At 31.9% G+C, this 15,907-nt stretch carries 5 protein-coding genes; all 5 read right to left on the reverse strand.

The genetic code is table 11. The features are described from left to right. Positions 1–172 precede the first annotated feature (172 nt). The 5 genes from BMZ09_RS07130 to BMZ09_RS07150 all read right to left on the reverse strand — a co-directional run bounded on the left by BMZ09_RS07130 (position 173) and on the right by BMZ09_RS07150 (position 15,902). On the reverse strand, positions 173–913 hold the full coding sequence (locus BMZ09_RS07130; RefSeq protein WP_090838911.1) for a hypothetical protein: 741 nt from the start codon (positions 911–913) through the stop codon (positions 173–175). Beyond that, the gene (locus tag BMZ09_RS07135; protein WP_177183515.1) at positions 894–6,014 is read right to left on the reverse strand and encodes a DUF6443 domain-containing protein; all 5,121 of its coding nucleotides are present in this window, start codon (positions 6,012–6,014) and stop codon (positions 894–896) included. Before BMZ09_RS07135 ends, BMZ09_RS07130 begins: the two co-directional genes overlap by 20 nt. Positions 6,015–6,021: 7 nt before the next feature. Next, entirely contained in the window at positions 6,022–9,387 is a 3,366-nt protein-coding gene (locus tag BMZ09_RS07140) for an RHS repeat domain-containing protein (RefSeq protein WP_090838916.1), read from the reverse strand. Positions 9,388–10,362: 975 nt separating this feature from the next. Next, positions 10,363–10,815: a hypothetical protein gene (locus BMZ09_RS07145; RefSeq protein WP_090838919.1), complete on the reverse strand. Its 453-nt coding sequence runs from the start codon at positions 10,813–10,815 to the stop codon at positions 10,363–10,365. Between the two features lie 5 nt (positions 10,816–10,820). Continuing rightward, on the reverse strand, positions 10,821–15,902 hold the full coding sequence (locus BMZ09_RS07150) for a DUF6443 domain-containing protein (protein ID WP_177183516.1): 5,082 nt from the start codon (positions 15,900–15,902) through the stop codon (positions 10,821–10,823). Positions 15,903–15,907 lie beyond the last annotated feature (5 nt).

A 15,907-nucleotide genomic window follows, 5' to 3' on the forward strand; every position in this document is an offset into this window, starting at 1 on the left:
CCTAAAACACAAAAAGCTTTTACATTTCTGTAAAAGCTTTTATAATATCTTACTCATAACGTCACTCGTCACAGACGAGCGCTAGCAGGGGGTATAAAAAAACCACCCGAAGGTGGCTTTTTTTAAATTTCAAATTCTTACTACTATAAAGTTTAAAATTCGCAGGGTTAAATTATTTCTTTACATATTCTTTTCCATCCCAAATAAGTATGTTTTTATTTTTTACTCTTACATAATCTTTATCTAGCCTCTTCAAACTCAAATATTTATAATTTAACATTGGTATATCAATATTGAACAAATTAGTATTGGCTTTTTTCACATCATAAGGTATAGTAAAAATCTCTTTAGAAGCTAAGTCTCTAAGAGGAATGTCACATTTTGGATATACAATTATTTCAAACATACTTATTTCACTAATATCTTCAATCTTAATTATTCTATTGATTGACGTTTTAGTCATTACCTCTCCATTCTGTTTTGTTATACTAATAGAATATAATAGTTCATTTGAAGCACCTTTTTTTTCGTGACTTCTTTCTATAGGGTTATCAATAACAAAAGTAATATCCTTAGAATCTTTATGTTTTTCAGTTACATCTAAGTTAAGATAGAAAGTGCTTAATTCTTCTGGTGAACTTAAAGATAAAAAATTTTGATTATCTACATACGACCAATTTCCATAAGCGATAGTATCACAACATATATATTCTTGGATAGCCAAATGAGTAGGCTCAAAATTATCTTTAAGAAAAAAAGAATTGTTTTCAAAATGAAGTTCTATTCTTCTATTATCTGTTTGTATGTAAACTCCATCAATAACTTCTCGTATATGGTTTTTTTTTGAAGCACAAGAAATAAAAAAGGATACTAAAACTAATTTAACCGAAATATCAATTATTATTTTTTTCATTTTTCTCTCTTTGTTTATTCATTTTTTTACTGATTTTCATCTGCTTATTATAATTAAGAAGTTTTTGTCTCAAGGCTGGGTAAACATAATTTCCATCCTCAGTAGTTAAGTGGGCTAGTGTAGTCCAGTTTATATTACCGCCTGCGCTTACAGAACCTGGTACAGAACTTGGCTTATATGCCCATTGAGCTCCATAACCTTCAATCTCATCTAACTTACCATCTCGAGATAATGCAGGCATAAGTAGGTTTTTAGAACTAAATTGTAACCCATCAGAAGATCCCAAAGCTAGTGCCACATGTTTTACCTCATGAATATGTAGCGCATTATTTGGACCTTCAATATTAATAACTCCATCACTTCTCTTTTCTACAAAATTGGTTTCTCCACCATTAACCAAATTAAAAGTATTATTCTTATCTGCTCCCAAAGCATCAATATCTTTTATAGAACCATCCATTCTTTTAATTCTAGTATTCATATTGGAAATTCTCTCTTTCTTATTTGCTATTGATCTCTCCGAAAGTTTACCACTATTAATTTTTCCCTGAAGTCTATTTATTTCTTTTTGAACACCTGCTTTAGTTTCTCTTATACTCTTTTTTAAATCTTCAGCTTTAGACGGGTCCTCCCATATCATACCACTAGGATCTGTAAACTTTATAGGGTTATTTTTAACGTAACTATATGGACTAAATTCTTTTTGATTTATTTCAGCTAATAGGTCAACATTCATAAATCTCCCCAAACTTGGATCATAATTACGAGCTCCGTAATCTAGCCAATTTAAACCTAGTTCATTTTGTTCCTCTTTTCCGTTGTATCCATAAGGGTGATCTCCAAAGGAACTCACCACATTATTGTACCCTTTATGTTTGAGACCAAAGGGATAGTAGTTATTCTCTTCTATAATTTCTGATTTAACATCAATATCGCCACTATCATCCATATCACTATAGGCTAATCTAATATTCCCTAAGTGGTCTTTAAATTGATAGACATAATCAATTCCTTTATCTAACTTACCTTCTACTTTTTGCTGAATATATCCTTCTGTATGACTAAAGAATTTTAGCATAATTTGATCTTCATGATCTTCATATATAAAGTTACCTGCGTACATTGTCGCTTTTACATCATTAGAATGTACGTTATCTACAACTTTCCTCAATTTAACTCCTGTTGCATCGTAAATATAATAAATTTTACCTTCATTATCTTCTCCTGATTCAATAGAAACAGTTACCGGTAAATTTAAATGGTTATAACTGATATCCTGAATGCCTTTATTTAAATCCTTAACCATGTTACCATTAATATCATATTGATAATCAGAACCTGTATTTTGTCCATCTTTAAATCCATCAATTCCAGCATTGTCATTTACCTTTTCTAATTGATTACTTAGTGGTGCATACGTATAGTCTAAGACATCTATTAAATCTATATTATTTTGAAGTTCTATTAGTCCTACTCTTCTTAATCCTGTGATATTACCATTTTTATCATAGCCAGAAATACTCATTGAGTAATCTTCAATTTTTCCTAAGTTAGCTACTAATCCATAGCTACCATGGTAATCTGCATTTGTAATACGGTTTAAAGCATCGTAGTTGTAAGTGTAAGCTCGATCTTTATTATCATTTGCTGTTTTCCAAATGGTTTCGCTAATATTTCCATTAAATAAGGTTGTAGCACCGTAATCCGACGTGTTATAATTTAACTTAAAACTAAACAAATCATCAGACATATTATCTACATCGTTGATTTGTTTTAACCAACCTCTGATATTGTAGTCGTAATCTACATCTTGTAATCCATTTTCTAAACCAGCTATAACTAAATCGTTGATTTGTGCTCCTTTACTATGCATACTAATATCTCCGATTAAGGCACCTGCACTAGAAGGGACTTGCGAGGTATAAAACACCTCTCCGTTTTTTATATAATGTATTGTTTGCCCTCTACGTTCTATCTTAAAACTATCATTTATAACATAGGTTGTTTTAACACCTATATTGCTTCCCAGCTCATAAATCTTTACTATTCCGTTATTATGATATATTGCGTAATGAATATAATTATAACTTTGATTAATGTCTGCATAGGTTAACCCTACCATTAAGTACTTATTGTGTTTTGGTATGGTGTAAGATAAATAACCGTCACCTGGGATGGATTGCGTGGTAGATAATCCAGCATCCCAAGCATAGTAAGTTGTATCCGTGTCTTTTTTAGTAATGCTATTACCTATTACTTCTAGATTATTACTGACGTTACTATAACTATTTGATTCTTGAATTTTACCTCCTACTTGTTTTTTTACTAATTGACCAAGGTCATCATAACTATTTTTTACTAACAACTCTTTGTCAAATTTATTGATTTGTTGTTGCTGTGTTAATAAACGTCCTGCATGGTCATAAGTAAACTCATCAACAGTAACTATTGGTGCATCTTTATCTCTTATATGCGTGTGATGTGTTTTTTGGACCTTACCACTAAAATCTATTTTACTAGTTACAGCTTCATTTACTTGTAAATATGTATTATTAGATGTTGAGTAAATAGGCCTTGCTTTTTCGTCATAATAACTTACTGTTGTTGTCCAATTATTGGTTTCTAAAACACGTACTTTACTTCCTGTAGATAATGTTTTTGTTTGACTTGTAAATGCTTGTCCTTCTTGAGAGTGACCAATAAACACATTATCTATCCTAGTTCCTGGATCAAAAAATGAGCTATCTCCTTTTAAACTTACAGCAGAGACTGCTGATGAAATATAAAATACTTCATCGTTTTTTTTATATAGTATCTGACTTCCTGAGCGTTCTACTTTAAAAACATCTCCCACTTCGTAGGTCACCACCCCCATAGACTTCCAAGTGCCAGACTCAGATGCAATTACTCTATTTCCTTGGTACCCTAAATGAATAGCAAAATCAATACTATAATGTGTGTTTGAATTAGGACTACTAGAACTGGTTAAGCCAACCATAACTCTTTTATTTAATTGTGCTGCTTTAAAAGAGATATAACCATCTCCCATTATTGTTTTTGAAGAGATAAATCCTGCATTCCAACTAGCACTAGAACTGCTTGGTTTTGTATAACTTGCATTAGATTTAGTTAACGTTGAAGGGTTTCCAAAATCATAAGACGCTTCTAAATCGTTACCGGTATCCCAGTTATAATCATCATAATAATTAATAGTATAGATTTTTGCTGGGTTAGTAGGAAACGCTCTGTTTGTATAATACAAATTTGTTGATGCATCTGGACTAGCAGCAGAGGTCTTTCTGTCCTCATATAACAAACTAGAATTGTTACTTGCATGATTTTTTACAGCAATCTGTAAACCATCTCTAGTACCATTATTTTTATACATCCCTGTATAAGTAACTCTTCCAAAAGCATCATATTTAGTAAACAGCCATTCTTTAGGTGATTTACTAGCTTGCAACGCATCTTGTGTTAATATAGGTCTGTCTAAGTTATCGTAGATAATTGACTCCCAACCTTTGCCTGGTATTTTTTTATTAATTAATCGGTTACGGTAATCGTACTTATATTGATAACATAGATTATTTAAGACTGTTGGACTAATACTATTTGAAGCATTTTCAATAGCTTGAGTACCTTCTGGTGACAAAACATAGGTTAAGTTACCAAAATGGTCGTAGATATAATACGTATCATGTTTTTGATTTTGATTATAAGTACGCTTAAGGACCACTTGGCCTTGCTTATTTTTAAACTCCTCTGTGGTATGATTTTTTAAATCACTTGGTTTCCAGTTTTCATCTTTTGTTATATTCTTATAAAGCTGATTGGCTCCAAATTTAGTAGTGTACACTAATTGTGGTGTAGCTGGATTTCCTTGAAGAAAATTGACTGAGAATTGAGATACTTCTGTAGCGGTGTTAGTTTGATAATCAAATTTTATAGTATTATCGGTATCACTGGTACTATTTAACCTCCAAGATTCTCCTGGAGCTGCTTGCTCTAACAAACGGTTTAATGGTGAAGCTTCTAAACTTTTTTGACTAAAAACATTGACTGCACTAGGGTTTAAATCCTCTTCAAAGTGATTTAAATAATAATTCTCAGAATCATTTATCACTAAGTCATTTGCTCTAAACAAGCCATCTGTACCACTAACAGGTACAGGTAGGTAATCTTTATCTTGTCTTCCATAATCATCATATTTAATTGGAACAACAATATCTTTAGAACCACTACTTAGAACTTGATCTGTATTTTGGATTTCTGCTAATGTAAATTCTTCGCCATTAAACTCTTGCAAAACAGGGTTCCAAAAGTATTGCTTAGCAGTTGTATCCGTACAGTAATATAAATAACTTCTAAAATTTGAATACGTGGTGTTTGAACGCCATTTAAACTCGTTACCAGGTTTTACCTTATTTCCTTGCATATCATAAACCCCACTTTCTCCCGTACTGGTTGTTCCTGAAAAATTATGTGGATGAATTATACCAACCATCAAATACCACTTATTTGCCTGAGGTAAATTACCTGCGAAAAAATAAGGGTTTGAATTGGACGTACCACTTAAGTTATTTACATTTCTTGTCCCATGATAAGTCCTACCATTAGCAACATTACCTGTTCGTTTTACCCAAACGGTGTAGCGGTACGTTTTTGTATTATCAATACCTAAATAGGCTGTATTCCAACCTCCATCTGCATTACGTGCAGCATCATTATTACACTCCCATAATACGCTAGCATCACCAAATGGAGACACACCGTCAACAACATCGTTTTCTCCTACTTGTCCTGAAGGCCTATAAAAAGAGCTACTATAACCTCCAGTAGACCAATCGTTAATTAAAAAGTTGTTTTGAGAAACACTAGACCCTCCGCCTGATCTATATATAATCTTTTGCTCCGGTCGCCCTAAACCATCGTAATAAATTATACTCTCAGATTTATCATAATCCGGCAAAGCATCAATCTCTGCTTGATTTTTTACCGGTTGACTAAAACTGGTCGTTTTTACATAATTTTTATTACCGCTTTGTGCCAAAACAAAATTGGACACTAATAAGGCTGCTAAAGTGTATAGTAACTTTTTCATATCTAATTTAGTTTTGGTTAGCATAATTATAATCGTTTTTACTTAGAATATTATCGTCTTTATCTTTGACTTGTTTTAATCGATTAAACCCATCATAATCGTAGTAAATAGTATTACCGCGAGGGTCTGTTACGCTGGTAACACCTATTAGAGGTCTATAGGTATAAGTGGATACCATGGTGTTTGATAAACTACGTAACTCTTGCTCTTGTATTGCACTTAAGTTCTCTGTGATCTCAAAGTCCAAACCAAAACTTGGTAAGTTCTCTATTGCGGAATAGGTAGTGTTTTCTATTTTTGCTATTGGAAATTGACCATTGTAACCCCAAATATAAACTTGATGTGTGCCGTCAGACTTACTCAACTCCAAGGGATTACCTAACAAGTCATATTTATGATAAACAACTCTAGGCTGCAAAGGATCGTCTCCTTTAGAATTTTGAATATTATTTACTAAAATTAAATTATTTTCTTTAGTAAAATTCACTCTTTGTTTAGATAATAATTCTAAACTGTTTTTATAAACGTCAGTTTGTAATATTTCAAATCTATTTTCGCGTGACAAAAAATAAGCTGCATTATATGCATCTGGTGTTAAACCTGAAATATCATCTCTATCTTTAGGATAAAAATATATAGTTTTCAAAAAATTGTCTTCACTATCTTTAACCTCCATATCTTTAACTTGATAATGCTTATCGTAGTCATAACCATAATTAGTTACCATTTCAAAGGTTCCTGATTGGTAATACTTTTTATCCACTTTTCTTTTTAAATTTAACACACCACCTGTTAAATGATAAATCCTATACCCCCAATCACTATCATTATTAATATTACTACCATCATATAACCTTCTATTCATAAATAAAGGTAATTTAAAAAGAGTCGTATTTTTTACATATCCATTTACTATATTCTCATTCCAATCATGCTCAGTCCCCGACGGAGTAAATAGGAATCCTTGGTTTTGAGAACCATTAATTTGAAAATTACCTGAATACTCAAAATCTGAATTATATTCTATTCCTCCATACTGGTATTTATTATAAACCTCACTTTGTAATACATAATTGCTATTTTGATTTGTTTTAAAAGTTTTAACTCTTATCGGCTTCCCCCTTAACCATTCATTATCGGTTGGTGGATGGTAAGGAAATTCATAATAATCACCTCCTGAATCAGACTTGTTAGTAAACAAGTATTCTGTCTTTCCTATATTATTAGATTTAGTTCCTAAATACTCTATAACATGAGAGTAACCAATAGTGTTTGGCTGAAAACTACTATAAGCACTTGAAGCATCGTAATACTTAGTTAAGGTTACACCTGTCGGATCGTTTTCATTAGCTTTATTTATAAAGGCGGGAAAACCGATAATTGCTCCGCTTGGTGCTGAAGCACCTAATTGGTCATCGTCAGAAAACACATATTCATACTCCTTAATAAGTACAGTGCTATTTTCTGATATATTCTCTATCTTTTTTATTCTTTTTCCAGGACCATATAAAAAATCATTCTCAATAGGACTATAAGTTATTACAATATTAAAATCATAATCCCTATTTCTATGTAAATCCCTATCAACATTAGGGAAATTAGGAGCAAAAACACTTATGATTGAAGAATTATTACTACCAGAATTTATGTTTATAGTTTCATTTGTATACGGTCCCGCATTATTAACTCTAAAGTTAAAAAGACAGTCTGGTAAATCAGAAGGAGCGTCAAAATCTCTTAAATGCAAACATTGAAATCTATAGCTTACGTTAGTAGATGGAGGCACTGGAATAGATAACGGTGAATACCCCGAAGAATTATTATATTGAAAATCTGCTTTGGTTAAGGATATAGAAACGTCATTAGATTGCGGGTTAATGTAAGGTAAATAAAGCTTAGAAGCCAAATAAGAACGCCCAATATTATGTTCATACGTAAACTTAGCCTTACCGCCTGTAGGATATTTAATCTCTTTAAGAATACCTGCTTCAGATTTTAAAGTATCAACACGCCTATTAACATTGTAATGCCCATAATTAACTAACCTAGTAAATGGCCCATTTCCAGTAGCGCCATTATAATACCCCCAATAATCTTGTCTTGATGAGAAAATACTAGGGAGAACTTGAGAATCATAAATAAATTCAAACGGAGGTAATTTATCCCCTCCTATACCCTCTTCTTGAATTTCACTTAAAAACATCCTTTTAAAATATTTTTGAGCTTCTATATTATCAGATTTAAAAAACCACAACAAATTTGTCTCATCAGAACTTTGAGTATAAGAATAATTCAAATTAAACGACTTAATTAGACTATTATCATTATACAATGAAACTTTAGCTAATGCAAAACCATTAAAATCTTCTCTTAGTGTTGAGCTTTTTGAGAATACTATTTTGTCGTTCCCGCCATTAAACTCAATTCTAGACAATCTTTGCTCATAACTAACAACAGATGAAAGTCGGGTTTTTATTTCATTAATATTTGAAAAATTACCTACGGAATTTGCTGAACTCGCATTATGAGAATCAAAACTTTTATTATAATATGAAGAAGTCGTATTAGGCTCATAAAAATAACTAATTAATTCTCCATATGGCGTCAAAACATCCATCAACTTCCAAGAATTATAGACTACTTCTGTTTGCGAAATTGGATCTGTTACAACAGTGTTAACACCAATTGATTTACCTGTAGAAGTTTGATAATCATATGCGAATCTTAATTGATCTTTAGAAATACCGTAATAATAAGTATTACCTTTTGTATCTATTATGGAGAAAGAAATTATTTTCCCTCGACCATTATCATCCCTTACGCAAGCAACTTTAACATCTCCAAAACTCTGAACAACAGGTTTTAAATCCATGTAATCAAAAACAAACTTACCCGAAGATCCACCGGCATCAAAGCTAAATTGATCTGGATAAAAATCGTATCCAGAATCCATTATCTCATGACTACTTACTAAATCTCGAGCATTTTCATTAGATGAAAAATTTATAAAACTATTCTTATTAGAAAAATAACCAAATTGAAAACCAGTATCATCTGGTTTACCCCTTACCTGTCTAGACACACTTCCTCCATAACGTAATGACCAACCCATACCCGTTTGTGGAGCTATCTCTGAAACTTTAACCCCTCTAGCATGATAACTAAGTCCTATTGGAATTGTAACCCCTTTTTGTTTAATAGTAAAAAAAGGAATTGACACATCAGGAAGACCTGTATAATGAGATACGGGAACATTAGTAAATTGGGCTAATGCAGAAACATCTGGACTAGGTGGAACTATATTTGGTAATTCTTGCGAAAAAACATTATCTGCAAAAAAAAACATTAAAAAAAATAAAATTGTATTCTTCATTAATAGTTAAATTATAGTTAAACAATAAAACTATCAACTTTCTCAAAAATAAAATTTTAATTAACCTTACTTATTAAAAGGAAAGACCTTACTATATGTTATTTTTTTAATTTAAAATTACATCTAGGAAAACATAAAGCCAACTATAAACATGCTACTTTGTATATTTTTAAAAAAAAGCCTTAATACAATTAGTTTACAACTGACGTTATAAGGTGTAGCTGCTTGTTTTAATCCAAATTCTATTTTTTTATTTCCAAACATGCCTTCTAAAAAAATATTGTAAATAACCTTATGACCTGTCTTAAAGTATAATCTATTTTTATAGAAATTTATTATTAATAATGCTATATATAATTAAAAATAGGCATGATTTGCAGAGTTATAACTAGAATGTTTGACAAATATAGAACTAGTGTGATGCGCCATAGTACGTGTTAAATATCACGTAAGTGCGTTTAAATAGTCTAAAGAAGTCTTTAGTTTTACTTATGAAATTAAACGCACCTTTGGACTAAAAACCCTGTAATTAAAAAACTAAAACTTCTAAATCGTGGTTTTAAATTGTTGTGCTTACTCAATATGGCACTCGTTACAAACTAGCGCTAGCTGGGGAGTAACAAAACTAAACGCACCTTTGGTCTAAAAACCCTATAATTAAAAAACCACAACTCCTAAATCGTGGTTTTAAATTGTTATGCTTACTCAATACGGCACTCGTCACAGACGAGCGCTAGCTGGGGCTTTGTTATAAAACTTGTATTTCCTCATACTCCTAAAATACAAAAAGCTTTTACATTTCTGTAAAAGCTTTTATAATATCTTACTCATAACGTCACTCGTCACAGACGAGCGCTAGCAGGGTTTTACCGTTTTCTACTCAAAAAAAAGCCTCTACATTGCTGTAAAAGCTTTCTTTTTATATTCTTACTCTATACGTCACTCGTCACAGACGAGCGCTAGCTGGGAACACTTTTATCGCGGTTTTAAAGATTTGCACCCATTACCTTCTTTATCAATAATACATAAACCTTTAATATTATTCGAACTGTAAAGAACAGTTATAGAATCGCCTTCGAAATAAACGACCTCCTTATCACCTATTTCAATTCCTGCAGCATGTTCATAAATGCCACTTTGGATGTAAAGTGTATCGAGGTTAAAATTATAATTATTATATAATTTAATTTCTCTGCAATCATTTATTGAAGTTAGCTTTTCTGATAGAATCTTATGGTATCGACCACTTTTAAAAGCATAAATCAAATAGGTGTCTAAAGTAGAATCTATTTTTTTAACTTGGAATAGTTGGTCTGTTTTATTATCGATTTTATATGCATTAATATTTTGGTTATTTATAGACTTATGATTTTCTTTACATGAAAATATACTTAAAATAAGTAGAAAAAGAAATTTTGATTTCAACATAATGATTATTTATTTGGGAATGTTATAATTTTACCACCATCTTGACGATAAGTAGATGTTCCATCTAAATTATCTTTAAGTATTGGACTCGATAATTGTTTAACTGCTTTCTGGTGGGCTTCTTTGTACACTTCACTACTTACTTTATTACTATTGGAAGTACCAATAGATTTATAACCTTTTTCTTGGGATATTTTAGCTCCCTCGTGAGCTTCAGTAAGAGCGTGTATAGCAGTATTCCCTTCGTTTCCAGAATAAAAATCTAATCTTTTACTACTTACAGTGTTAATATGTTGAGTTGCTTCAATTATATTTTTACCTTCAGCATTTACATTACCTGTATCTTTATTTCCACCAAATCGTTCAATTGGGACAATAACTCCCGAACCGTCGCCAGCTTTATGTGTTTTAGTTGTTTCTAAATTAATAACTACAGATGAATCATCTATAGAATCAATTAATCTTTGTTGATTTTCAGTTAATGGTTCTTCTGCAACTCTCTCGTATCCAAGATTACCGTCATTATCAATTGACAATTCAAATTGGTTACCTGCTGTTGATTGTAATTGTTTTAGAGCATCTTGTTTCCCTTCTCCTTTAATAATAACATCATCTGGACCTTGCGGAGCCATACCATCATAATCTTGAAAATAAATAGGGTTATTAAAACCAAAATTATAAGGACTATGTCTTCTCATCTGTTCCGCCAACGGATCAAGATTCATCCAACGTCCTAAAGCTGGGTCGTAATTTCTAGCAGTAATATCTATCCAAGCAAGACCTAATTCGTCTTGTTCTTCTTTTCCACCAAATCCATACTTATGGTCAGTACCATTAATTACGTTATTATATCCTTTATGTTTTAAGCCAAAGGGATAGTAGTTATTCTCTTCTATAATTTCTGATTTAACATCAATATCGCCACTATCATCCATATCACTATAGGCTAACCTTATATTCCCCAAGTGGTCTTTAAATTGATAGACATAATCAATTCCTTTATCTAACTTACCTTCTACTTTTTGCTGAATATATCCTTCTGTATGACTAAAGAATTTTAGCATAATTTGATCTTCATGATCTTCATATATAAAGTTACCTGCGTACATTGTCGCTTTTACATCATTAGAATGTACGTTATCTACAACTTTCCTCAATTTAACTCCTGTTGCATCGTAAATATAATAAATTTTACCTTCATTATCTTCTCCTGATTCAATAGAAACAGTTACCGGTAAATTTAAATGGTTATAACTGATATCCTGAATGCCTTTATTTAAATCCTTAACCATGTTACCATTAATATCATATTGATAATCAGAACCTGTATTTTGTCCATCTTTAAATCCATCAATTCCAGCATTGTCATTTACCTTTTCTAATTGATTACTTAGTGGTGCATACGTATAGTCTAAGACATCTATTAAATCTATATTATTTTGAAGTTCTATTAGTCCTACTCTTCTTAATCCTGTGATATTACCATTTTTATCATAGCCAGAAATACTCATTGAGTAATCTTCAATTTTTCCTAAGTTAGCTACTAATCCATAGCTACCATGGTAATCTGCATTTGTAATACGGTTTAAAGCATCGTAGTTGTAAGTGTAAGCTCGATCTTTATTATCATTTGCTGTTTTCCAAATGGTTTCGCTAATATTTCCATTAAATAAGGTTGTAGCACCGTAATCCGACGTGTTATAATTTAACTTAAAACTAAACAAATCATCAGACATATTATCTACATCGTTGATTTGTTTTAACCAACCTCTGATATTGTAGTCGTAATCTACATCTTGTAATCCATTTTCTAAACCAGCTATAACTAAATCGTTGATTTGTGCTCCTTTACTATGCATACTAATATCTCCGATTAAGGCACCTGCACTAGAAGGGACTTGCGAGGTATAAAACACCTCTCCGTTTTTTATATAATGTATTGTTTGCCCTCTACGTTCTATCTTAAAACTATCATTTATAACATAGGTTGTTTTAACACCTATATTGCTTCCCAGCTCATAAATCTTTACTATTCCGTTATTATGATATATTGCGTAATGAATATAATTATAACTTTGATTAATGTCTGCATAGGTTAACCCTACCATTAAGTACTTATTGTGTTTTGGTATGGTGTAAGATAAATAACCGTCACCTGGGATGGATTGCGTGGTAGATAATCCAGCATCCCAAGCATAGTAAGTTGTATCCGTGTCTTTTTTAGTAATGCTATTACCTATTACTTCTAGATTATTACTGACGTTACTATAACTATTTGATTCTTGAATTTTACCTCCTACTTGTTTTTTTACTAATTGACCAAGGTCATCATAACTATTTTTTACTAACAACTCTTTGTCAAATTTATTGATTTGTTGTTGCTGTGTTAATAAACGTCCTGCATGGTCATAAGTAAACTCATCAACAGTAACTATTGGTGCATCTTTATCTCTTATATGCGTGTGATGTGTTTTTTGGACCTTACCACTAAAATCTATTTTACTAGTTACAGCTTCATTTACTTGTAAATATGTATTATTAGATGTTGAGTAAATAGGCCTTGCTTTTTCGTCATAATAACTTACTGTTGTTGTCCAATTATTGGTTTCTAAAACACGTACTTTACTTCCTGTAGATAATGTTTTTGTTTGACTTGTAAATGCTTGTCCTTCTTGAGAGTGACCAATAAACACATTATCTATCCTAGTTCCTGGATCAAAAAATGAGCTATCTCCTTTTAAACTTACAGCAGAGACTGCTGATGAAATATAAAATACTTCATCGTTTTTTTTATATAGTATCTGACTTCCTGAGCGTTCTACTTTAAAAACATCTCCCACTTCGTAGGTCACCACCCCCATAGACTTCCAAGTGCCAGACTCAGATGCAATTACTCTATTTCCTTGGTACCCTAAATGAATAGCAAAATCAATACTATAATGTGTGTTTGAATTAGGACTACTAGAACTGGTTAAGCCAACCATAACTCTTTTATTTAATTGTGCTGCTTTAAAAGAGATATAACCATCTCCCATTATTGTTTTTGAAGAGATAAATCCTGCATTCCAACTAGCACTAGAACTGCTTGGTTTTGTATAACTTGCATTAGATTTAGTTAACGTTGAAGGGTTTCCAAAATCATAAGACGCTTCTAAATCGTTACCGGTATCCCAGTTATAATCATCATAATAATTAATAGTATAGATTTTTGCTGGGTTAGTAGGAAACGCTCTGTTTGTATAATACAAATTTGTTGATGCATCTGGACTAGCAGCAGAGGTCTTTCTGTCCTCATATAACAAACTAGAATTGTTACTTGCATGATTTTTTACAGCAATCTGTAAACCATCTCTAGTACCATTATTTTTATACATCCCTGTATAAGTAACTCTTCCAAAAGCATCATATTTAGTAAACAGCCATTCTTTAGGTGATTTACTAGCTTGCAACGCATCTTGTGTTAATATAGGTCTGTCTAAGTTATCGTAGATAATTGACTCCCAACCTTTGCCTGGTATTTTTTTATTAATTAATCGGTTACGGTAATCGTACTTATATTGATAACATAGATTATTTAAGACTGTTGGACTAATACTATTTGAAGCATTTTCAATAGCTTGAGTACCTTCTGGTGACAAAACATAGGTTAAGTTACCAAAATGGTCGTAGATATAATACGTATCATGTTTTTGATTTTGATTATAAGTACGCTTAAGGACCACTTGGCCTTGCTTATTTTTAAACTCCTCTGTGGTATGATTTTTTAAATCACTTGGTTTCCAGTTTTCATCTTTTGTTATATTCTTATAAAGCTGATTGGCTCCAAATTTAGTAGTGTACACTAATTGTGGTGTAGCTGGATTTCCTTGAAGAAAATTGACTGAGAATTGAGATACTTCTGTAGCGGTGTTAGTTTGATAATCAAATTTTATAGTATTATCGGTATCACTGGTACTATTTAACCTCCAAGATTCTCCTGGAGCTGCTTGCTCTAACAAACGGTTTAATGGTGAAGCTTCTAAACTTTTTTGACTAAAAACATTGACTGCACTAGGGTTTAAATCCTCTTCAAAGTGATTTAAATAATAATTCTCAGAATCATTTATCACTAAGTCATTTGCTCTAAACAAGCCATCTGTACCACTAACAGGTACAGGTAGGTAATCTTTATCTTGTCTTCCATAATCATCATATTTAATTGGAACAACAATATCTTTAGAACCACTACTTAGAACTTGATCTGTATTTTGGATTTCTGCTAATGTAAATTCTTCGCCATTAAACTCTTGCAAAACAGGGTTCCAAAAGTATTGCTTAGCAGTTGTATCCGTACAGTAATATAAATAACTTCTAAAATTTGAATACGTGGTGTTTGAACGCCATTTAAACTCGTTACCAGGTTTTACCTTATTTCCTTGCATATCATAAACCCCACTTTCTCCCGTACTGGTTGTTCCTGAAAAATTATGTGGATGAATTATACCAACCATCAAATACCACTTATTTGCCTGAGGTAAATTACCTGCGAAAAAATAAGGGTTTGAATTGGACGTACCACTTAAGTTATTTACATTTCTTGTCCCATGATAAGTCCTACCATTAGCAACATTACCTGTTCGTTTTACCCAAACGGTGTAGCGGTACGTTTTTGTATTATCAATACCTAAATAGGCTGTATTCCAACCTCCATCTGCATTACGTGCAGCATCATTATTACACTCCCATAATACGCTAGCATCACCAAATGGAGACACACCGTCAACAACATCGTTTTCTCCTACTTGTCCTGAAGGCCTATAAAAAGAGCTACTATAACCTCCAGTAGACCAATCGTTAATTAAAAAGTTGTTTTGAGAAACACTAGACCCTCCGCCTGATCTATATATAATTTTTTGCTCCGGTCGCCCTAAACCATCGTAATAAATTATACTCTCAGATTTATCATAATCCGGCAAAGCATCAATCTCTGCTTGATTTTTTACCGGTTGATTAAAACTGGTCGTTTTTACATAATTTTTATTACCGCTTTGTGCCAAAACAAAATTGGACACTAATAAGGCTGCTAAAGTGTATAGTAACTTTTTCATATCTA

Origin of the sequence: Olleya namhaensis (assembly GCF_900114005.1) — a bacterium.
Taxonomy (GTDB): Bacteria; Bacteroidota; Bacteroidia; order Flavobacteriales; family Flavobacteriaceae; genus Olleya; species Olleya namhaensis.